20 protein-coding genes and 3 tRNA genes are annotated in these 19,654 nt (G+C 72.3%); 11 read left to right on the top strand and 12 right to left on the bottom strand.

Annotation, left to right across the window (positions count from 1 at the left end; genetic code table 11):
- Positions 1–55: 55 nt before the first annotated feature.
- Entirely contained in the window at positions 56–391 is a 336-nt protein-coding gene (locus tag ACIQOW_RS26635) for a hypothetical protein (RefSeq protein WP_401088994.1), read from the top strand.
- 31 nt (positions 392–422) lie between these two features.
- Here the strand turns inward: ACIQOW_RS26635 and ACIQOW_RS26640 are convergent, their stop codons facing one another.
- The 6 genes from ACIQOW_RS26640 to crcB (ACIQOW_RS26665) all read right to left on the bottom strand — a co-directional run bounded on the left by ACIQOW_RS26640 (position 423) and on the right by crcB (ACIQOW_RS26665) (position 6,090).
- Complete coding sequence (locus ACIQOW_RS26640) at positions 423–1,259, bottom strand: TIGR02452 family protein (RefSeq protein ID WP_401088996.1); 837 nt, start codon at positions 1,257–1,259, stop codon at positions 423–425.
- A 196-nt stretch (positions 1,260–1,455) separates the two neighbouring features.
- Entirely contained in the window at positions 1,456–3,648 is a 2,193-nt protein-coding gene (locus ACIQOW_RS26645; protein ID WP_401088998.1) for a DEAD/DEAH box helicase, read from the bottom strand.
- Between the two features lie 195 nt (positions 3,649–3,843).
- Positions 3,844–4,527, bottom strand: a complete 684-nt coding sequence (locus ACIQOW_RS26650) for a hypothetical protein (RefSeq protein ID WP_401089000.1) — start codon at positions 4,525–4,527, stop codon at positions 3,844–3,846.
- Between the two features lie 245 nt (positions 4,528–4,772).
- Positions 4,773–5,147 (bottom strand): fluoride efflux transporter CrcB, encoded by a 375-nt coding sequence (gene crcB, locus ACIQOW_RS26655; protein WP_401089002.1) that lies wholly within the window; start codon positions 5,145–5,147, stop codon positions 4,773–4,775.
- Complete coding sequence (locus ACIQOW_RS26660) at positions 5,144–5,518, bottom strand: DUF190 domain-containing protein (protein WP_401089003.1); 375 nt, start codon at positions 5,516–5,518, stop codon at positions 5,144–5,146. Before ACIQOW_RS26660 ends, crcB (ACIQOW_RS26655) begins: the two co-directional genes overlap by 4 nt.
- Positions 5,515–6,090: a fluoride efflux transporter CrcB gene (gene crcB / locus ACIQOW_RS26665; protein WP_401089005.1), complete on the bottom strand. Its 576-nt coding sequence runs from the start codon at positions 6,088–6,090 to the stop codon at positions 5,515–5,517. Before crcB (ACIQOW_RS26665) ends, ACIQOW_RS26660 begins: the two co-directional genes overlap by 4 nt.
- A gap of 70 nt (positions 6,091–6,160) precedes the next feature.
- Here crcB (ACIQOW_RS26665) and ACIQOW_RS26670 point away from each other — a divergent pair, with 70 nt between their 5' ends.
- The 4 genes from ACIQOW_RS26670 (at position 6,161) to ACIQOW_RS26685 (ending at position 6,918) form a co-directional block, all read left to right on the top strand.
- Positions 6,161–6,502: a metallopeptidase family protein gene (locus ACIQOW_RS26670; RefSeq protein ID WP_188295177.1), complete on the top strand. Its 342-nt coding sequence runs from the start codon at positions 6,161–6,163 to the stop codon at positions 6,500–6,502.
- Between the two features lie 112 nt (positions 6,503–6,614).
- Positions 6,615–6,687 (top strand) — tRNA-Glu (locus ACIQOW_RS26675).
- 56 nt (positions 6,688–6,743) lie between these two features.
- Positions 6,744–6,817, top strand: a tRNA-Asp gene (locus ACIQOW_RS26680).
- Positions 6,818–6,844: 27 nt separating this feature from the next.
- Positions 6,845–6,918 (top strand) — tRNA-Phe (locus ACIQOW_RS26685).
- 88 nt (positions 6,919–7,006) lie between these two features.
- Here the strand turns inward: ACIQOW_RS26685 and ACIQOW_RS26690 are convergent.
- The gene (locus ACIQOW_RS26690) at positions 7,007–7,504 is read right to left on the bottom strand and encodes a site-specific integrase (RefSeq protein WP_401089274.1); all 498 of its coding nucleotides are present in this window, start codon (positions 7,502–7,504) and stop codon (positions 7,007–7,009) included.
- Positions 7,505–7,672: 168 nt separating this feature from the next.
- On the opposite strand from ACIQOW_RS26690, the gene ACIQOW_RS26695 reads away from it, so the two are divergent.
- From ACIQOW_RS26695 to ACIQOW_RS26705, 3 genes are read left to right on the top strand one after another with little or no spacing between them, the layout of a single operon-like run.
- Entirely contained in the window at positions 7,673–7,942 is a 270-nt protein-coding gene (locus tag ACIQOW_RS26695; RefSeq protein ID WP_401089288.1) for a hypothetical protein, read from the top strand.
- Between the two features lie 13 nt (positions 7,943–7,955).
- Positions 7,956–8,123 carry a hypothetical protein gene (locus tag ACIQOW_RS26700; RefSeq protein WP_401089007.1) on the top strand — a complete coding sequence of 56 codons (168 nt, stop codon included), beginning with the start codon at positions 7,956–7,958 and terminating at the stop codon, positions 8,121–8,123.
- Positions 8,120–8,824 carry an HAD family hydrolase gene (locus ACIQOW_RS26705; RefSeq protein WP_401089008.1) on the top strand — a complete coding sequence of 235 codons (705 nt, stop codon included), beginning with the start codon at positions 8,120–8,122 and terminating at the stop codon, positions 8,822–8,824. Before ACIQOW_RS26700 ends, ACIQOW_RS26705 begins: the two co-directional genes overlap by 4 nt.
- A gap of 119 nt (positions 8,825–8,943) precedes the next feature.
- Here the strand turns inward: ACIQOW_RS26705 and ACIQOW_RS26710 are convergent, their stop codons facing one another.
- Both ACIQOW_RS26710 and ACIQOW_RS26715 read right to left on the bottom strand, forming a co-directional pair.
- Positions 8,944–9,402, bottom strand: a complete 459-nt coding sequence (locus ACIQOW_RS26710; protein ID WP_401089010.1) for a GNAT family N-acetyltransferase — start codon at positions 9,400–9,402, stop codon at positions 8,944–8,946.
- Positions 9,403–9,473: 71 nt separating this feature from the next.
- The gene (locus tag ACIQOW_RS26715; protein WP_401089012.1) at positions 9,474–9,791 is read right to left on the bottom strand and encodes a DUF1778 domain-containing protein; all 318 of its coding nucleotides are present in this window, start codon (positions 9,789–9,791) and stop codon (positions 9,474–9,476) included.
- 584 nt (positions 9,792–10,375) lie between these two features.
- Between ACIQOW_RS26715 and ACIQOW_RS26720 the strand changes: the two genes are divergently transcribed.
- Positions 10,376–10,792: a prevent-host-death protein gene (locus tag ACIQOW_RS26720; RefSeq protein ID WP_401089013.1), complete on the top strand. Its 417-nt coding sequence runs from the start codon at positions 10,376–10,378 to the stop codon at positions 10,790–10,792.
- A gap of 158 nt (positions 10,793–10,950) precedes the next feature.
- On the top strand, positions 10,951–11,214 hold the full coding sequence (locus tag ACIQOW_RS26725) for a hypothetical protein (RefSeq protein WP_401089015.1): 264 nt from the start codon (positions 10,951–10,953) through the stop codon (positions 11,212–11,214).
- A 136-nt stretch (positions 11,215–11,350) separates the two neighbouring features.
- Here ACIQOW_RS26725 and ACIQOW_RS26730 read toward each other — a convergent pair whose 3' ends face one another.
- The 3 genes from ACIQOW_RS26730 to ACIQOW_RS26740 all read right to left on the bottom strand — a co-directional run bounded on the left by ACIQOW_RS26730 (position 11,351) and on the right by ACIQOW_RS26740 (position 15,376).
- Positions 11,351–13,777 (bottom strand): helicase-associated domain-containing protein, encoded by a 2,427-nt coding sequence (locus ACIQOW_RS26730; RefSeq protein ID WP_401089017.1) that lies wholly within the window; start codon positions 13,775–13,777, stop codon positions 11,351–11,353.
- A 187-nt stretch (positions 13,778–13,964) separates the two neighbouring features.
- Positions 13,965–14,861: a hypothetical protein gene (locus ACIQOW_RS26735; RefSeq protein WP_401089019.1), complete on the bottom strand. Its 897-nt coding sequence runs from the start codon at positions 14,859–14,861 to the stop codon at positions 13,965–13,967.
- Entirely contained in the window at positions 14,858–15,376 is a 519-nt protein-coding gene (locus tag ACIQOW_RS26740; RefSeq protein ID WP_401089021.1) for a SigE family RNA polymerase sigma factor, read from the bottom strand. Before ACIQOW_RS26740 ends, ACIQOW_RS26735 begins: the two co-directional genes overlap by 4 nt.
- Positions 15,377–15,516: 140 nt before the next feature.
- Here ACIQOW_RS26740 and hrpA point away from each other — a divergent pair, with 140 nt between their 5' ends.
- Positions 15,517–19,518, top strand: a complete 4,002-nt coding sequence (hrpA, locus tag ACIQOW_RS26745; RefSeq protein WP_401089023.1) for an ATP-dependent RNA helicase HrpA — start codon at positions 15,517–15,519, stop codon at positions 19,516–19,518.
- Positions 19,519–19,654 lie beyond the last annotated feature (136 nt).

Here is a 19,654-nt window from a genome sequence, read left to right on the forward strand (position 1 = left end):
CCGTTCGCCGGGTTATCGTCGGAAACCGGCACAGCCCCTACGAGTGGAGTCGACGATGGCGAAGGTCCCGAACGTGCTCGCGGCCGCCGCGCCCGCGGCGCTGACCGCCGCGAGCGGTCTGGTCGGCGGTTACGGCGTCGCCCGCTGGAGCGGTCGGCGCGAACTGGGCGGCGCGGTGCTGGCGGTGGCCGGCGCCGGGGCGGCCGCGCAGTGGCGCCGGAGCTCGGGCACCGGCACCGCGGCGGCGCTGACCGGCCTGTACGTGGCGGCCTTCGGCGGCTCGCACCCGCTGGCGAAGCGGATCGGCGCCTGGCCGTCGGTCCTCGCCGTGACCGGCGTGGTCGCGGCGGCCTCCACCGCGGCGACGGCGCTCTCCGCCCGCCGGAAGTAACCGCCTGCCGGCCGGCCCGGCGGGCGGCCGGCTACCGGGCGGCCGCCGTACCGAACCGGGCCTCGAAGGCGGCCCGGTTCGCCGAGACCGGCGTGCGGTCCCAGACCGCGAACACCACCCGCTCGAAGGCCGCCCCGTACCGGGCCAGCGCCCCCTCGAAGGCCTCGGCGACCTGCGCCGGGTCGTTGCCGAACACCCCGCAGCCCCAGGCCCCGAGCACCAGCGTGCGCACCTCGTGCCGGGCGGCCGCCGCGAGCACCCGTACGGCCCGCTCGGCGAGCACGCCCCGGACGTCCGTACCGGGCGAACGCCGTTCCAGCTGGCCCGCGTTGGGCGCGGGCGAGGTCAGGAAGGTGACCGGGTACGGCTGCGCCAGCAGGGCGCCGCGCCCGTCCCTGACCACCGGCACGGCCGGCGAGACGATCACCCGGTGGCTGTACCGGAGGTCGGTGGAGGCCCGGTGGGCCTCGTAGTAGTCCGGCGCCTCCAGCAGGCAGCTGTACAGCAGGGCGCTGCGGCAGAGGTCCTCCTCCTGGGCGCGGGCGCCGCGCAGGTAGCCGCCGCCGGGGTTGCGCGCGGAGGCGAAGTTCAGCACCCCGACCGGCCCCGCCCCGGCCTCGACCAGCCGCCGGGCGGCCTGGATGCTTCCCTCGGCCGTCACCTCGATCCGCCCGTCCGCCGGCCCGGGCCCGCGGTCCCCCGCCGCCGGCAGCGCGTCCAGGCCGCCCGGCGGGTACGACACCGTGCCGGCCCGCGCTGCCGCCAATTCCTCCCCCACCTGCACGAGTTCGCCCCCGGCCGTCCGGTAGCTCCCCCGCTCGGCGATCTCCTCGTTCACCCGTGCCACGTCGTGCAGTCTGCTGCTCATGGCCGCGACGCTACGGGACCGCCGCGCCCGCGCGCCACGGGTTATTCTCACTCGCAGAACAACACCGGGGCCCCGGCGGGATGCCGGGGAGGGGGAAACGCGAAGGGCCCGCTCCGGGGGGAGCGGGCCCTTCGTACGTTCAGCCCGGCCGGCGGGCGATCACCGGCCGTACGGCGTCAGGCTTTTCCGGCCGACGTCAGTTCTTCCAGCGCGGCTTGCGGTCGTCGCCACCGAAGCCACCGGAGCGGCCGCCGCGGTCGTCACGGTCACGACCGGCACCGCCACCGAAGCCACCACGGTCACGGTTGAAGCCACCGCGGTCGGACTGCGGACGGCCGCCGGAACGGTGGTCGTCGCGGCGCGAGAACGGACGGCTGCTGCCGCCGCGCTCGTCACGGTCACGGCCGAAGGACGGGCGGTCACCGAAGGCCGGACGGTCGCCGAAGGAGCGGGCCGGACGGTCGCCGAAGGAGCGGCCGCCGCGGTCGTCGCGGTCACGACCGGCACCGCCGCCGAAGCCACCGGAACGGCCGCCACGGTCGTCACGGTCACGACCGGCACCGCCACCGAAGCCACCACGGTCACGGTTGAAACCGCCGCGGTCGTCACGGTCACGGCCACCGCCGAAGCCACCGGAACGGCCACCGCGGTCGTCACGGTCACGACCGGCACCGAAGCCACCCGAACGGCGGTCGTCACGGTCACGGTCACGGCCACCGCCGAAGCCACCGGAACGGCCACCGCGGTCGTCACGGTCACGGTCACGGTCACGGCCGGAGGCCGGACGCTCGCTGCGGGCCTCACGGTAGGAGGAGGTGCGCTCCTCGGTCTGCGCCGCGGCGGGGGCCTCGGCGGCCGGAGTGGCCTCGGCGGCCTCGCCGGACTCCTCCGAAGCGGCCGGCGCCTCGTCCTCGATGCCCAGCTCGGCGCGCTCGCGCGCGGCCCGGGCGGCCAGGCGGTCGGCCTCCTCGCGCAGCTCGTTGGCGCGGCGCTGCGCGCGCTCCAGCTGGCGGGTCATGTCGGCGAGCTCGCGCTCGGCGGCACCGGCGATGCCGGCCGCGCTCTCGGCCTGGACCTCGATCAGCGAGCGGGCGCCGGTGATCTTGGCGACCTCGGCGTCGAAGGCGTGGTCGAGGATGTGGCGCGAGGCGTCCACGCCCGCGTCCTCCATCAGGCGGAACACGCCACGGCGCTGGTGCGGCAGCACCAGGGTGACGACGGCGCCGGAGCGGCCGGCCCGCGCGGTGCGGCCGGAGCGGTGCAGGTAGTCCTTGTGGTCGCCGGCCGGGTCCACGTTGAGGACCAGGTCGATGCCGTCGACGTGGATGCCGCGGGCGGCGACGTCGGTGGCGACGACGACGTTGACGTAGCCGTCCTTGAAGTCGCCGAGGACGCGGGTACGGGCGCCCTGGGTCATGCCGCCGTGCAGCGCGTCGGCCTTCACGCCGGCCTCGATGAGCTGCTCGGCGACGCGGTCGGCGCCCATCTGGGTGCGGACGAAGATGATCGTGCGGCCCTTGCGGGCGGCGATCGCGTTGGTGATCGGCGCCTTGTCCTTGGGCTTCACCACGAGGATGTGGTGGGTCATGGTGGTGACCGCGCCGGCCGACGGGTCGACCTCGTGGGTGACCGGGTTCTTCAGGTAGCGCTTGACCAGGGTGTCGATCTCGTTCTCCAGGGTGGCGGAGAACAGCAGGCGCTGGCCGCCGGCCGGCACCTGGTCGAGGATCTCGGTGACCTCGGGCAGGAAGCCCATGTCGGCCATCTGGTCGGCCTCGTCGAGCACGACGGTCTTGACGTCGCCGAGCTTGGCACTGCCACGGTTCAGCAGGTCACGCAGTCGGCCGGGGGTGGCGACGAGGACGTCGACGCCGCGCTCCAGCGCGTAGATCTGGTTCGACATCGAGGTGCCGCCGCAGACGACCTTGAGCTTGAGGCCGAGCACCGAGCCGAACGGCTCCAGGGCGTCGGCCACCTGCATGGCCAGCTCGCGGGTCGGGACCAGGATCAGGCCCCGCGGGTGCTTGGGCTTGGTGCGCTCGCCGTCGGCGAGGCGGGTCAGCAGCGGCAGGCCGAAGCTGAGGGTCTTGCCGGAGCCGGTGCGGCCTCGGCCCAGCACGTCCTTGCCGGCCAGGGCGTCCGGGATGGTCGCGGCCTGGATCGGGAACGGGGTGGTGACGCCGCGCTTGGCGAGGGCGCGCACGACGTCGTCGTGCAGGCCCAGGTCGCCGAAGGTGATGGTGGGCTCGGCGGCCGCCTCCTCGGTGGCCTCCACGGCCTCGGCGATCACCTCGTCCGCGGCGGTGTCGATGGTGTCGGTGGTGTCGGCGACATCGGCGGCGGCCTCGTCCGCGGGCATGGCGAAGCGGGCGTCGTCAATGAGAGACATGCAAAACCTTCCGGAAGTGGCACGCGCCAAAGTCCGGGGTTCTGTTTCACAACCGCCTCTATGCGGTCAGCCACGGATCGCCGGAACGCGCCAAGGGCGCCAGATGGGATTAGGGCGCCAGTCAAATGGATCAAACGAACGATCTACCACCATAGACGAACCTGGGGATCGGAGGCAAATTCCCTGACCATCCTCCTAATGTCCGCCCGCCCGGGGGCTGGGGGCCGAGGAACCGGAGCTGTCCGGGGACGGGTCGGGGGCCGGCGGGACAGTCGCCGCGGGCGAGCTGTGCTCGGGCGCCGGGGTGCTCGACGGGTGGCTGCTCGGGGTGGTCGAGGGCGTCCCGGCCGAGGCGCCGCCGGAGCGGCCCTCCCCGGTGCCGCCCGCCCCGCCGGTGCCGCCGGAGCCCGCCGTGCCACCGGTCCCGGCCGGCCCGCCGCCCTGGTGCGGCACCGGACTGGTGTTCACACCGCCCGCCGTACCGCCGCCGGGCCCGCCCTCGGGAGCGCCCGACCCCGGCACCGGGACCACCCCGGCCACCGTGCCGCTCGCCCCCGGCACCGCCTCGCCCGGCGCCGCGGCGGTGGCCCCGCCCGACCCGCTCTCGCCCTGGAGGCCCCCCGGCCGCTCGGGGCGCCCCGGGGGCCCTCCCTGGTGCCCGGCCCCCGGCGAGGCCGAGGGCCCGCCGGTCACCCCCGGCCTGGGCGCCGGACCGACCTGCCCGACCGGCGCCACGCCGTGCTTCTCCTCCGCCGCGGGACCGACCGACATGCACCCGGTCAGCCCGAGCCCGGCCACCGTCAGCAGCGCCGCCGCCCGTACCGCGCGCGAGCGCGGGACCGCCGCCGCCCACCCCGGAGCCGTACGCGCGCCGGCCATCCGTACCCGCACCACCCGTACTGCCCGCACCGCCCGTGCCGCCGCCCGTACCGAAGCCACTGAGGTCCCTCTCTACCGCCCCACCCGGGCCGCCCACTCACGCGCGACCGCTTTCGGTGCCCAACGCGCGCCCGGCCCGGCGGGACACGGGCGGGACGCAAGCTCGCCCCGGCGACGCGGGCGCCACGGGCGGCGCGGACGGCCCGGAAGCCCGCCGGGGCGGACCGCCCGGGCCCGGCGTCCGGTCAGCCCCAGAACGCCGAGGCCAGCTCCGCCCCCGCGTACACGGCGGCCAGCCCGGCCGCCACGCTGCCGGCCACGTTGGCCAGCGCGTACCGCCCGGCGCCGGTCTCGGCCAGCCGCAGGGTCTCGTACGAGAAGGTCGAGTAGGTGGTCAGCGCCCCGCACAGTCCGGTGCCCAGCAGCAGCTGGACCTTCGAGGAGGCCGCGCCCGAGGCCACCGCGCCGGTCACCAGCCCGAGGATCAGACAGCCGGCCACGTTCACCGTGAAGGTCCCCCACGGGAACACCGAGTCGTGCCGGGACTGCACCGCCCGGTCGGTCAGGTAGCGCAGCGGTGCGCCGACCGCCGCGCCCGCCACCACCAGCAGCCAGTTCACCGCGCCGCCTCCCCCGGGCCCCGGTCCGGGCCCGGCTCCCGCCCCGCGTAGGTCACGACCTCGCAGCGGTCCAGCAGCACCAGACCCTCCGCCACCAGCCCGTCCAGCTGTGGCAGGAACGCCCGCACCCGCTCCTCCTCGTCCACGATCACCACCGCCACCGGCAGGTCCTCGCTCAGCGACAGCAGCCGCGTGGTGTGCACCAGCGACGAGGCGCCGAAGCCCTCGATCCCCCGGAACACACTCGCCCCGGCCAGCCCGGCCGCCCGGGCCCGGTGCACGATCTCGCTGTACAGCGGGCGGTGGTGCCACCGGTCGCTCTCCCCGGTCAGCACGGTCAGCCGCAGCGCCGGCCCGCTCAGCCGGCTCACCGCGCACCCCGCCCTGCGCCGCGGCGACCGGCCGCGTCCCGCCCTGCGCCGCGCCGCAGGGCCCGGTGGACCAGCCGCCGGGTCAGCCCGGCCGCCGCCCACACCCCGACCAGCGCGCCCAGCAGGGTCAGCCCCAGGTACACCAGGGCGGGCCCCGGCCGGCCGCCCTCCAGCAGGCGCCGGAGGTCCACCGCGTACGTCGAGAAGGTGGTGAACCCGCCCAGCACCCCGGTGCCGAAGAACGGCCGCACCAGCGGATGCGCCTGCCGCCCCTCGGTGATCACCACCAGGAACACCCCGATCACCGCGCAGCCGGCCACGTTGACCAGCAGCGTCGTCCACGGGAAGGCCGTCGGCCCGGTCTGCCAGCCGAGCCCGGCCGCGTACCGCGCGGTCGCCCCGATCGCCCCGCCCACCGCGACCACCGCCACCGCGGGCCCCTGCCCCCGCAGCACCGGCGGCCGGCGCCCGGCCGGCGCCACGACCGGCGGCACCGTCCGGGCCGGACCGCCCGCGGTATCGCCCGCGGTATCGCCCGCGGCGCCGTCCAAGGCGTCCTCCGAGGTCGTCATAGCCCCATCAAACACCGGGCTCCGTCACCTGGCACACCGTCACCCGACACCCGACAATGATCCGGTGGAGATGACCCGGGAAGAGTTCGAGATGCTGGTCAGCGACGCCCTCGACCAGATCCCCCCGCAGCTCGCGGCCATGATGGACAACGTCGCGATCTTCGTCGAGGACGAACCCGACCCCAGCGATCCCGAACTCCTCGGCCTCTACGAGGGCACCCCGCTCACCGAGCGCGGCGAGTGGTACGCGGGCGTCCTGCCCGACCGCATCCTGATCTACCGCGGCCCCACCCTGCGCCACTGCGAGACCCGCGAGCAGGTGGTCGAGGAGGTCCGCACCACGGTCATCCACGAGGTCGCCCACCACTTCGGTTTCGACGACCACGAGCTGGACGAGCTGGGCTGGTCCTGACCCCCCGGAGACCCCGCCGCCCACTCGGCCGAAACCCGTTTTGGCGATCCGCCCTGCATCCCATATGCTTCTCGACGTCCCCGAGCGCTGGAAACAGCGGGACAGGCCGCAAGCCCTCATCGTCTAGTGGCCCAGGACGCCGCCCTTTCAAGGCGGTAGCACGGGTTCGAATCCCGTTGGGGGCACGCAGTACCCGTAGTAAAGTGCAGTAACGCAAGACCTGAGTGGTTCGCCACTTCCAGGTCCCGTGGAGCAGTTGGTTAGCTCGCCACCCTGTCAAGGTGGAGGTCGCGGGTTCAAGTCCCGTCGGGATCGCTCGTCTCGCAAGAGACGGTGCAGTACGGCCAGGTAGCTCAGTTGGTACGAGCGTCCGCCTGAAAAGCGGAAGGTCGCCGGTTCGACCCCGGCCCTGGCCACAGGCGCCTGAAAAGGCAAAACGGCCCCGGAGAGATCACTCTCCGGGGCCGTTTTCATGTCCCGTACGCCAACCGGTACGCCAACGGCTCAGCCAAGCCTGTCACTCAGCGACCCGAGGGCCTTCCGCTGCTCGTCCAGGGACGCGTGGGCGTAGACCTTCATCGTCACGCCGATGTCGCTGTGCCCGGCGATCTGCCGGACGATGTGCGGCGGGACGCCGAGGTCCAGCAGCAGGGTCAGGCAGGTGTGGCGGAGGTCGTGGAACCGGAGCGAAAGCCCGAGCCGATCCCGGAGCGGGTACCAGCTCCGCCGGAGGTTGTCCGGCTCGATCGGCGTCCCGACCCGGCTCGTAAACACCAGCCCCGTCTCCGTCCACCGCTCGCCGGCCGCCACCCGCTCCTGAGCCTGCCGCTCCCGGTGGGCCCGCAGAGCTTCCAGAACGAGCGGCGGGAGCGGCAGCGTCCGCAGCGAGGACGCCGTCTTGGTCGGGCCGATCTGGAGTGCGCCGTCCACCCGCTGAAGGTTGCTGGACACGATGAGCGTCCCGCGCTCCAGGTCGACCGCTGCCCAGTGGAGCCCCAGCAGAGCGCACCTCTCGGCCGGTCGGACTCCGGCCCCACCTCGAAGCGGCCTTCGAGCAGCAGCAGGTGACTCTGGACTTCGCCGGCTTCTCCAGCGAGACGCTGCACAACGCGCTGCAAGAGCCGCTGGACAAGGTTCGCTCCGGTCGACTTCACCCCGGAGTCCATCACCGTGCGTCTGCTGCTGCCGGACACCACGCTGCCGATGGCCGTCCCCGTGCTGGTCGACGGTCTCAAGGACGAGGTGGCCCTTCGCGAGCGGGCCCGGAACATCGCGCTGACCAACGCCGGGGGCATCGCCCACTCGGTCGAGGTACTGGCAGAACTGGGGCTGGTCCAGTCGGCGAGCGCCCAGGTCAAGGTGCACCGAGGGTCCAGCCTGTTCAAGCTGTACATCCTGAACCGGTCCGGAAGCCTTCTTCGGCTTCTATCCGCTACGTGAGCGGACCATCGCGGTGGACGGCACGGATCACACGTTCTACGACGTCACGGGTAAGGACACCACCCTGTTCCACCACGCCGCCGGACCGGATGACGCCTCGCTCGGATCGCAGTACGTCCAGCAGGCGCAGATGTGGTTCGACAGCGTGTGGAGCACGATCTCCTACGAGCGGCAGCCATGACCACCACACCTCAGCAACTCGCCGATGTACTCCGGCCGGCGAAGCACGTCCTGCTCGACTTCGACGGCCCGGTGTGCTCGGTCTTCGCGGGCCTCCCCGCCCCCGAGGTGGCGCGCCGACTCCGTGAGGGCCTGCTCGCCAGCGACGGCCAGGCCCCGGCCGGGGCTGAAGAGGAAAGCGATCCCCTCGCCCTGCTCCGGCTGGTCTCGGACGCAAGGCCAGACCTCACGGGGAGCACAGACGCCGCACTGGCCGCGCTGGAGACTGAGGCCGTCCGGAAGGGCCGCGCGACCCCGGGCGGAGAATCGGTTCTGCGGTCCTGCGCCCGCTCCGGTCGACTGGTCTCGGTGGTCAGCAACAACGCGGGCGCTGCCATCGAGACCTACCTCACTGAGCACGGTCTCAGCAGCTACGTGGCGGGCGTCTTCGGGCGTACCCCGGGCGATCCCTCATCCATGAAGCCGAACCCCCGTCTCCTGCTCGAAGCCATGGAAGCCGCGGGTACCGAGCCGGGACACTGCGTGTTCATCGGCGACGCCGCCCGCGACGTCGAGGCCGGGGAAGCCGCAGGCATCCCCACGATCGGCTACGCCAACAAGCCGGGAAAGGACGCCAAGCTCACCGCCGCCGCCGACGGCGCCGGCGCCGGCGCCGTCGTGATCGTGGACTCCATGCAGCTAATTGCAGATGCCTTGGCCTAACCATGCTGTCGTCGGCCAGCCCTCACGGCCTGGACAACCCGGGCTGCCCAGGGACAAGCCATTGGGGCCTGGCAGCATTGCTGTCAGGCCCCAACGCTCGGCTACCTCCGCGACAGGCCCTAGCCCGCCCGAAGCTCCTCGACGTCGGCTATGACGTCCGAGATGCGCCGATACAGCCTCTGAGGCCGCTCCGGGTCTTCCCTGCGCATGTCCTTGAATCCGTGCGCCCGATAGAAGCCAGCAGCATTGTCATCGATCGCATCCACCACAAGCAGTCGTCCTGCAGCCATTTGTGCAGCTTCTGCGACCCGCTCAAACGCTTGCGTCAACAAGCGGCTTCCCAGCCCCTTACCGTGCAGGCTCTTGCCAAGAGCGAGCTTGCCCAGCAGATAGCCTGGAACGGGCCGATTCGCCTTGGAGTAGCGGTCGCGGCTCGGTATGCCCTCTTGGACCACCTCGTGGGGAGACAGGGTGAAGTAGGCAATGACCATGCCTGACTTGTCTCGCCAAAGATGCGTCCGCCCCAGACCTACACGTTCCATGGTGATGGCGGTGCTTCGCAGCCACTCATCGAGCACCGGCACACCGGAGTCAAACCCCTCAGCCCCGGTCAGCGGGTCATCTATGGGCTCGGTGTGTAGCGAGTACGTCACTCGTCGGCCGCCCGCTCATCTCGCAGTGCCTTGGCTGCGCGACGAATGCGGTCGTTTGGCTCGGGAGGCCCGTCTAGCGAAGAGAGGATTCGAGCAAACTCCTCGGCGCCCACCTGCGTGGCTCGGTAGTCAGCAATCACGTCCTTCGCGTAGGCCACGATCGCAGCCGTCCCCAGCTCAGAACGGCTGACACCAGCGAGGGCCGCAGCCTCAGTGATCAGGGCGTCGTCCTCTTGCGACAGGCGCATCTCGAATCTTTGATCTTTGACTCGGCGCCCTACTGTCTCCTGTGAATGACTGATGGTGGCGTCCATGCTCCCAACCGTACTACGCCTGTCCGTACAGAGCTATGGCAATGCAGCCCTGAGGAGTGAGCGATCCATCACGTGTTGACTTTGGTCCCTCCGGCGTGCCGAACACCTGCCTGTTGCAATGACTCGTGCCTGGCCACAGCCCCTGTTCACAAGGCGCCTTGTCCTCGACCACCCGGCCAGTGGCTTCTATGCCTGACTAGCAAGCACCATGCACACAAGGAATCGATCACCCGGCCATGGCAGCACTGCCGGGGGTCTCCGGGTCGGCTCAGGGCTGGGCCCGAGAGTAAGCGTCGTACTCCGACCTGTACGCCAACAGGAGCACACAACGGCAAACAGGAGCGGCCTGCCACGGACCAGCTCCCTCTGCGATCGGGCAACGACACCGACGTTCGCGCGGCCTGAAAAGCGGAAGGTCGCCGGTTCGACCCCGGCCCTGGCCACAAACGGGAAGCCCCCGCAGCGAATTCGCTACGGGGGCTGCTTCGCGTCCTCCGATACCCTCCGGCTCCCGTCAAGTACGTGACGTACTTGACGTACGTCCACCGCAGGGCGACCCTGGTTCTCGGACGAGGAGGCTTCCCATGACAGCGGTCCACTACGAGAGCTACACCGAAGCCCGAGCGCACCTGAAGGACCTGCTGGACGCGGCGGGGCAGGGCCGGGTCGCCACCGTTCGCCGAGACGCCGGGTGTGCGGCCGTGGTCGACGCCGGGCGGCTTCGCCGCACCCTCACTGTGCTGTGCCCGTCCAAGGCCGAGGTGGTGGCCGAGGGCGGCGGCTGGTCGGTGTTCTTCCCCGGCCTCCCGGTCGCCGCGGACGGCGGCACGTTCGACGAGGCCATCGACGAGATGGTCGATGCGCTGCGCGAGTACGCGGAGGACTGGCAGGACCGTCTCCGGAACGCGCCGAACCATCGCGACAACTGGGGCCTGGTCCAACTCATCGGCCTCAGCGACGACGCCCAGCTCCGCGACTGGCTGCTCGGAGTCGCGAAGTGACCTGGCCTCAGCCGACACGCGAACGACACGAGCAGTTCTGCAAGGTTGAAGGCTGGCACCGCGTACGTGACGCGCGTGGCCGCACCGGCACCCACCACATCACGTATGAGTTCGGGCTCCCCGATGGGCGGATCCTGCGTACTCGGGTATCCCATCCGGTGGATCGCACCGCGTACGGCGCCGGCATCTGGGCGCACATCCTCCGTGACCAGCTGGACGTGACGGAGGACGTGTTCTGGCCCTGCGTCCTGGACGGCACGCTTCCCGATCGAGGCGCGCCCGAGCCGCCACGCGAGGCGCTTCCCGTAGATCTGGTCCACCTGCTGATCAACCGCGTCGGACTCTCCGAGGACCAGGTCGCCGAGCTGGACAAGGCCCAGGCGATCGCGCGACTCCAGCAGTTCTGGACCGAGGGCCACTGACACGCTGCCGTCGCTGCCGATTCAACGCGCCCAGCGTGCCGAGCTCCGACCCCGGGCCTGGGAGCTCCGAGGCGACTTCACCGCCGCGACGCGGTGCGCATCGCCCTGCCTGGGCGTTTGGAGCGATTCCCCTTGGTCACCGGCCGGCCAGCATCGCGCCCGCCAGCGCCTGCGCGGTGCCCGGTCCCTTGCCGTGGCGCGGTCGTGCTCCGGACAGTGACGGCATGCGCCGGGGAGCGCGTTCCCGGCGGGCCTTCTCGATGACCGTCGTCCCGGTCTCCGCTTCCAGCACGGGGGCGTAGCCTGCGGCCCTGAGCGCGGCAAGGGTCGCCTCGGGCTCGGCCGTGCTGATCAGCACCGTCGGCGCGATCCGTCGCAGCCCGAGCCTGGACAGCGCACGGGCCGCGGCGAGTTCCGACACCAGTGCCTCGTCGTCGGAGCGGATGCAGCAGGCGGAGCGCACCACCCGCATCCGGCCGTGGGTCCGCGCGGTGTCCTTGATCAGGTACTCCAGGGGCTGCGGAAGCGGCCGCCCGCCCTCGGAGACGTCGGCCAGCCGGGCCAGCAGGTCGGCGGCGTCCCATCCCGAGTCCAGCGCCCGGCGGACCGCCGCGGGGGTGATCCGCCACACCACGGCGTGGCCCTCCGACTCCCGGTCCGCGCAGGTGGACAGCAGGTCGGTCAGCTCCGGTGCGACGGCTCCGGCGACCACAGCCGTGAGGTCCGCCTGGAACCGGGCGGTGGTCCGCGGCGCGGGCAGCAGCCCGTCCAGGGCCGTGAACACCTGCCTGACCGCGTCGACCAGAGCCGGACGGTCGCGCAGCGCCGGCCCGGCGCCCGGAACGGCGGGGAAGTGGCGGTGTGCGCCCGCCCTGAGGAGCCCGAGCAGGGCGTGCCCGAGCGGAGTCAGCGCTCCGTGGGCGACGACCCCGAGCAGTTCCGCCTCCGCCAGGGTCGCCTCGACCCGCTCGGCCGCCCACGAGCCCCGGGCGAGGGCGGTCGGGCGGAACCAGGCCGCCGTGGCGACGAGACCGACGAGAGCGGTCGCCGGCTCGCGAGCGGACTTGCCGGTGGCGACTCCCTGCCCGGCCGGAAGGGTGGCCAGAGCCTCCAGAACGGCAAGGCGCAGGTCGACGGCCTCGTCGTCCTCCGGCGTGACCAGCGCGACCGGGGTCTCGTCCTCGTCCGGCCAATGGCTGAACACCTCGGGCACCACCGCCCAGGTGGCGACGAGCGGCAGCAGCCGCTGGGCGGGTGGCGCCGCCAGCCACTCGTCGTACCGCTCGGTGGGCAGCATCCGGGCGGGCGGCCGGGACTCCGGCCGGTGAGCGCGGCCCCGTCCTCTCGCCGGGGCCTCCGCTTCCTCGGCCCAGGGGGTGATCAGGTCCGCGTTGTTCGCCAGGTCGAGCCAGAGCCGGGCCTGTGCCTCCGGCATGCCGGCCGCCTTCGCCAGCCGGCGGGTGTCCCGGACCGCGATTCCGCCCGCCTTGCGCACGGCGAGCGGCTGCACGGCCAGCTGGCGGAGCATCAGCTCGATCCGGGAGGCCGTCTCGGCCAACGCCGCCTGCGCCTGGCTCTCCACCGCACCGTCCGGGATCTCCACCGTGCCCTCGACCGGGGGCGGTGCGGACTGGTAGCCCGGCGCACGGTCGTGGTCGCGCAACGCCTCGCCCACCTCGCGCGGCAGTTCCACCAGGTCCTCGTCCACCGGAAGGACCATGCCACGGGCGGCCAGCCAGTCCGTGCCGGGATCTCCCGAGCCGCTCTCCCGGAAGGTGAACTTGCCTCCGGAGCCCGGGTAGAAGCCGCCGCCGTACCGGGAGACGAAGCAGCGTGTGCGCAGCAGTGGCGGGCCCGGGACCAGGTGGTCCAGCAGGTCCAAGGCCGCCTGCGGCGCCTCGGCGACCATGGCGCGCACGCGCTTCGCGTCCCTGAGCACGTCCACGATCTGCCGCTGCGCCTCGGCCCGGGTCCGTGCCTTCGTGAACCCCAGTTCCTCCGCGATGCGGTGGATCTCCGGAGCGTTGAAGGCCTCGGTGAGCAGGTGCTCGGCGGGCCGGCCGTAACTGCCGCCTTCGTCCGCCTGACGGTGGACCAGGATCGGAACGACGACCCTGCTTCCGGTCGAGGGCAGTACCAGGGCCCGCTCGGTCAGCCGGGACAGCGCCGCCTCGGCCGCGGACCGGCCCGCGCCGTCGAGTTGCAGGAACCGGAAGAGCTGCTCCCGGGTCACGGACCGGTCGGCGGGGTCGACCGCGGGCGCGTCGAGCCGTGGTGAACGGCCGCCGTAGCCCACGAACAGGTGATGAGCAGCCGGGACGGCCGGCAGCGGACCGTGCAACCGTTCGGCCAGAGTCCCCACAGCGACCAGTAGTTGAAGGTCCCCGAGGCCGATCTCGCTCAGCCCCAGGGCCGTCGAGGCGTCCGTCAGCAGGTGGTCGGCCAGGTCGGTCAGGTTCGTCACCCTGGCCGCGTGGGGAAGTTCGCGCTGCTCCAGCAGTTCGGTCAGCTGCTCGGGAGTACGGTCGGCCAGCCAGGTCGCGAGGCTTCGTGCGGCTTTCACCGCACCAAGCGTAGTGAGTCGCCGGCGGGGACGGGCCCGGAGGGTTGAAATCCGTCGCAGCGGGCCGGGCAGGTGCCGGTGATCGTCGCGGAGCACCGCCGGCCGCCGCCGGTGGGGAGGCCGCGCCCGAGTAGGATCGGCCGCCGGGCGGCGGGCTCGGTTCCGTCGAGCCCGCCGCCCGGTCCGTTCAGGACGTCCTGAGCCAGTAGTCCTTGGTGAGCTCCACCGAGCCGTCCGCCTTGTAGTAGGTGACGGTCGCCGCGTCGCTGCCGGGCTTCGCGCCGACGGCGAAGTAGCGGAACGGGGAGTCCCCGACCACGACCGGCACCGCCTCGGTGGTGCCGCCGGTTTTCCAGGCGATCACGACCTTCGTCACCTCGGCGTTGACGCCGTCGATCACCACCGGCGGGACGGCCGACGGGTGGTGGAGGCCGAGCGAGGCGCCGCCGACGGCGGCCGGGAACCCGCCGGGGGCGGAGACCGCGTGCACGGAGTCGTCGGCCTGCCGACGGCCGTCCACGGTGTAGTAGTAGTTCACCTGGTCGAGGCGCGCGTCCCAGTTGGTGTCGATGTCCTGCCGGCTGACCGGCTTCACCTCCGGGTTGGCGGCGTACCGCTCCTCCCGGAGCAGCTGGGCCTGCTTGAGGGCGTCCTGCTTGCTGGAGGTGGTCGGCCACAGCGCGGCCCAGGCCTGCCAGGTGTGGCCGCTCGCGGTGCCTTCGGCGACCTTGACCCGCACGGGCTTGAACGGGTCCCGGTCGGCGGCGGACGCGCCCGCGCCGGCCGCGGCGGCGGGAGCCGCCACTGTGGTGGCCGGGCTGGAGGCCGCCACCACCACGGTCGAGACGGCCTGCCGGCCGCGTTCGCCGATCACCGCCGCACCGCCGGCCACCCCGACGACCAGGGCCGCCGCCAACCCCGCGGTCAGCAGCCGCCGACGCCGCAGCCGCCGCCGGCCCCCGGCGACCAGCCGGTCGTACGGGACCGCCTCGATCTCGACGCTCTCGGCCAGGTCGCCCAGCGCCCGCACGGCCGCCCGGTCCTCCCCGCTCTCAGCGCTCCCTGGCAGGAACTCGTTGCTCATCTTGCTCCTCCGATGCTCGTCAGTCCGATGAGTGAGGAGGCGCCGCGGAGCTTGGCCAGCCCCCTGGCCGCCTGGCTCTTCACCGTCCCGACCGAGCACCCCATGGCCGCCGCGGTCTGGGTCTCGGTGAGGTCCTCCCAGTACCGCAGCACCACCGCCTGGCGCTGGCGCGGCGGCAGGGTGGCGAGCGCGGTGAGCAGCACGGCCCGGTCGTCCGGGTCCGCGCCGGCCGGCGCGGCCCGGTCGGGGACGGCGGTGACCGGGTACTCGACGAGCCGGCGCCGGAACTTCCTGGCGTGCTCGTTGATCACGATCCGGCGCACGTAGGCGTACGGGTCGTCGGCCGCCCGCACCCTGGTCCAGGCCGCGTACGCCCGTTCCAGCGCCTGCTGGACCAGGTCCTCGGCCCCGTGCCGGTCTCCCGCGAGCAGGTAGGCCGTCCTGAGCAGCCGCGACCACGCGCTGCCGACGAACGCCCGGAACTCCTCGTCCCTGGCGGTCTTGTGGGCTCCCATGAGCACCTCCTCACCCCCCAGAGCCCGGGACCGGCACGGACCGTTGCCCGGCGTTCGCGATTCGCCTCCGTCGGCTGTGACACTGGAGGGGCTCGAAAACCGAGGTGCGCTCCGCCGTGCCTCCTTGCGAACCTAGAGGGATGCCCGCAGTGAGTTCTCCCGCAGTCCAGTCCGCCACCGTACCCGCCGAGGGGCCCGGAATCGGTGCGCTGGCCGCCCGTCTGCCCGAGCTGACCCTGCGCGACCAGGTGCGGATCGGGCGCCGGCTGGAGGGGGCCCGCAGGGTCCGCAAGCCCGAGGCCCGGCAGAAGGTCGCCGACGAGATCGCCGCCGACATCGAACGCGCCGAGCTGCTGGTCGAGCAGCGCCGCGGCGCCGTTCCGGCCATCAGCTATCCCGCCGAGCTGCCGGTCAGCCAGAAGAAGGACGAGATCCTGGCGGCGATCCGGGACCACCAGGTGGTGATCGTCGCGGGCGAGACCGGCTCCGGCAAGACCACCCAGATCCCGAAGATCTGCCTGGAGCTGGGCCGCGGCGTGCGCGGCCTGGTCGGCCACACCCAGCCGCGCCGGATCGCCGCCCGCACGGTGGCCGAGCGGGTCGCGGAGGAGCTGGACAGCCCGCTCGGCGAGGCGGTCGGCTGGAAGGTCCGGTTCACCGACCAGGTCGGCCGGGACACCCTGGTCAAGCTGATGACGGACGGCATCCTGCTGGCGGAGATCCAGACCGACCGCGATCTGCACCAGTACGACACCCTGATCATCGACGAGGCGCACGAGCGCAGCCTCAACATCGACTTCATCCTCGGCTACCTCAAGCAGCTGCTCCCCCGCCGCCCCGACCTCAAGGTCGTGATCACCTCCGCGACCATCGACCCGGAGCGCTTCGCCCGGCACTTCGGCGACGCCCCGATCGTCGAGGTCTCCGGCCGCACCTACCCGGTCGAGGTCCGCTACCGGCCGGTGGTCGACGAGGCCGACGACGACGAGGACGCGACCGATGCCGACCGCGACCGCGACCAGGTCCAGGCGATCTGCGACGCCGCCGAGGAGCTCCAGGCCGAGGGTCCGGGCGACATCCTGGTCTTCCTCTCCGGCGAACGCGAGATCCGCGACACCGCCGACGCCCTCGGCAAGCTCAAGCTGAAGAACACCGAGATCCTGCCGCTGTACGCCCGGCTCAGCTCGGCCGAGCAGCACAAGGTCTTCCAGCGCTCGCGCAGCCGCCGGATCGTGCTGGCCACCAACGTGGCCGAGACCTCGCTGACCGTCCCCGGCATCAAGTACGTGATCGACCCGGGCACCGCCCGGATCTCCCGCTACAGCCACCGCACCAAGGTGCAGCGGCTGCCGATCGAGGCCATCAGCCAGGCCAGCGCCAACCAGCGCAAGGGTCGCTGCGGCCGCACCTCGGACGGCATCTGCATCCGGCTCTACTCGGAGGAGGACTTCCTCTCCCGCCCCGAGTTCACCGACGCCGAGATCCTGCGCACCAACCTGGCCTCGGTGATCCTCCAGATGACCGCGGCCGGCCTCGGCGACATCGCCGCCTTCCCGTTCCTGGACCCGCCGGACTCGCGCAACATCAAGGACGGCGTCCACCTGCTGCACGAGCTGGGCGCGCTGGACCCGGAGGAGAAGGACCCGCGCAAGCGCCTGACCCAGCTCGGCCGCAAGCTCGCCCAGCTCCCGGTGGACCCGCGGATGGCCCGCATGGTGCTGGAGGCCGACCGCAACGGCTGCGTCCGCGACGTCATGGTGATCGCCGCCGCGCTCTCCATCCAGGACCCGCGCGAGCGCCCGGCCGAGAAGCGCCAGGCCGCCGACGAGCGGCACCGCCGGTTCAACTCGGAGACCTCCGACTTCCTCGCCTACCTGTCGATGTGGCGCTACGTCCGGGAGCAGCAGCGGGAGCTCTCCTCCTCGGCGTTCCGCCGGATGTGCAAGGCCGAGTTCCTCAACTACCTGCGGATACGGGAGTGGCAGGACATCTACGTCCAGCTGCGCACCGTCGCCAAGCAGCTGGGCGTCACGGTCGAGGAGGATCCCGTCCGGACCGACGGTCACGAAGGGGAGCCGGACGCCGACCGGATCCACCAGTCGCTGCTGGCCGGCCTGCTCTCCCACATCGGCCTGTTCGACGTGGAGAAGCGCGAGTACGGCGGCGCGCGCGGCGCCCGCTTCGCGGTCTTCCCCGGCTCGGGCCTGTTCAAGAAGCCGCCGCGCTGGGTGATGTCGGCCGAGCTGGTGGAGACCTCCCGGCTCTGGGCGCGGATCAACGCCAGGATCGAGCCGGAGTGGGTCGAGCCGCTGGCCGGCCACCTGATCAAGCGCAGCTACAGCGAGCCGCACTGGGAGAAGAAGGCCGGCGCGGTGCTGGCGTACGAGAAGGTGACCCTCTACGGGATGCCGGTCGTCGCCCAGCGCAAGGTCAACTACGGGAAGATCGACCAGGAGCTCTGCCGCGAGCTGTTCATCCGCAACGCGCTGGTCGAGGGCGACTGGGAGACCCACCACAGGTTCTTCGCGGAGAACCGCAAGCTGCTCGGCGAGGTCGAGGAGCTGGAGAACCGGGCCCGCCGCCGGGACATCATGGTGGACGACCAGACCCTGTTCGACTTCTACGACGCCCGGCTGCCCGAGGAGGTCGTCTCCACCCGGCACTTCGACTCCTGGTGGAAGAAGGCCAGGCACGAGCAGCCCGACCTGCTGAACTTCGAGAAGTCGATGCTGATCAACGACGCCGCGGGCGGCGTCACCGAGGCCGACTACCCGGACCACTGGCAGCAGGGCAAGCTCCGCTTCACGCTGACCTACCAGTTCGAGCCGGGCAGCGACGCGGACGGCGTGACGGTGCACATCCCGCTGCCGGTGCTCAACCAGGTCACCGCGGAGGGCTTCGACTGGCAGATCCCCGGCCTGCGGGAGGAACTGGTCACCGCGTACATCAAGTCGCTGCCGAAGGCGATCCGGCGCAACTTCGTCCCCGCCCCCGACTTCGCCAGGGCGGCGCTGCGCGCGGTGAAGGACCGCCAGGAGCCGCTGCTCCCGGCCCTGGAGCACGCCCTGAAGCGCCTGACGGCCGTCACCGTGCCACCGGAGGCCTGGGACGACGAACGGGTGCCCGACCACCTCAGGGTGACCTTCCGGGTGGTGGACGGGCGCCGCAAGCTCGCCGAGTCCAAGGACCTGGAGGAGCTGCGGCTGAAGCTCAAGCCCAAGCTCAAGGAGACGCTCTCCTCGGCCGCCTCCGGCCAGGGCATCGAGCAGAGCGGGCTGACCGCCTGGCCGGCCTCGCTGCCGGTGCTCCAGCGCACCTTCGAGCAGCGCTCGCGCGGCCACGCGATGCGCGCCTACCCGGCCCTGGTGGACGAGGGCCAGTCGGTCGGCGTCAAGCTGTTCGACACCCCGCAGGCGCAGTCGCAGTCGATGTGGGAGGGGACGCGCCGGCTGCTGACGCTGACCACCACCTCCCCGGCCAAGTCGATCCAGGGCCGGCTGGGCAACCAGGCGAAGCTGGCGCTCTCGCACAGCCCGCACGGCTCGGTCGGCGCCCTGTTCGAGGACGTCGTGGCGGCCGCGACGGACCGGCTGATGACCCTGGCCGGCGGCCCGGCCTGGGACGAGGCGGCGTTCGGCAAGCTGCACGACAAGGTGCGCGCCGACCTGTACGACCTGTCCGCGGACACCACGCTGAAGACGGCCACCTCGCTGATCGCCTTCCACAAGGCCTCGACCCGGCTGAAGTCGGTGAGCAGCCCGGTGCTGCTGAACGCGGTGAACGACGTCCGGCTGCACCTGGCCTCGCTGGTGTACCCGGGCTTCGTGACCGCCACCGGCTGGCAGCGGCTGCCGGACCTCAAGCGCTACCTGCTGGCGGTGGACCGCCGCCTGGAGGCGCTGCCCAACCACCCGCAGCGGGACGCCCAGCACCTGCTGAAGGTGCAGCAGGTGCAGCAGGCGTACGGGGAGCTGCTGGCGGCGGTGCCGGCCGGGCACCAGCCGTCCGCGGAGGTGCGGGCGATCCGCTGGATGATCGAGGAGCTGCGGGTCAGCTTCTTCGCCCAGTCGCTGGGCACACCGAGCCCGGTCTCGGAGAAGCGGATCATGAAGGCGATGGAGGCGGCGCGGGCGGCGCTCTGACCCGGGCGCCGCTCGCCCCGCCCGGTGTGTGGCCGTGTGAGCTGCGGCGGGCCTTCGGGAGCCGGTTCGACCTGAGGGCCCACCATGGGCTAGAGTCTGTCTTGTTCGCAGCGCGGCAAGCGAGTGAACGAGATCA

Source organism: Kitasatospora sp. NPDC091335 (genome assembly GCF_044757205.1).
In the GTDB taxonomy this organism is placed as follows: domain Bacteria; phylum Actinomycetota; class Actinomycetes; order Streptomycetales; family Streptomycetaceae; genus Kitasatospora.

Coding starts and splice junctions, on each gene's coding strand:
- ACIQOW_RS26635 (WP_401088994.1), top strand. CDS start 56: ATGGCGAAGGTCCCGAACGTGCTCGCGGCCGCCGCGCCCGCGGCGCTG.
- ACIQOW_RS26640 (WP_401088996.1), bottom strand. CDS start 1,259: ATGAGCAGCAGACTGCACGACGTGGCACGGGTGAACGAGGAGATCGCC.
- ACIQOW_RS26645 (WP_401088998.1), bottom strand. CDS start 3,648: ATGTCTCTCATTGACGACGCCCGCTTCGCCATGCCCGCGGACGAGGCC.
- ACIQOW_RS26650 (WP_401089000.1), bottom strand. CDS start 4,527: ATGGCCGGCGCGCGTACGGCTCCGGGGTGGGCGGCGGCGGTCCCGCGC.
- crcB (WP_401089005.1), bottom strand. CDS start 6,090: ATGACGACCTCGGAGGACGCCTTGGACGGCGCCGCGGGCGATACCGCG.
- ACIQOW_RS26670 (WP_188295177.1), top strand. CDS start 6,161: ATGACCCGGGAAGAGTTCGAGATGCTGGTCAGCGACGCCCTCGACCAG.
- ACIQOW_RS26705 (WP_401089008.1), top strand. CDS start 8,120: ATGACCACCACACCTCAGCAACTCGCCGATGTACTCCGGCCGGCGAAG.
- ACIQOW_RS26715 (WP_401089012.1), bottom strand. CDS start 9,791: ATGGACGCCACCATCAGTCATTCACAGGAGACAGTAGGGCGCCGAGTC.
- ACIQOW_RS26720 (WP_401089013.1), top strand. CDS start 10,376: ATGACAGCGGTCCACTACGAGAGCTACACCGAAGCCCGAGCGCACCTG.
- ACIQOW_RS26735 (WP_401089019.1), bottom strand. CDS start 14,861: ATGAGCAACGAGTTCCTGCCAGGGAGCGCTGAGAGCGGGGAGGACCGG.
- ACIQOW_RS26740 (WP_401089021.1), bottom strand. CDS start 15,376: ATGGGAGCCCACAAGACCGCCAGGGACGAGGAGTTCCGGGCGTTCGTC.
- hrpA (WP_401089023.1), top strand. CDS start 15,517: ATGCCCGCAGTGAGTTCTCCCGCAGTCCAGTCCGCCACCGTACCCGCC.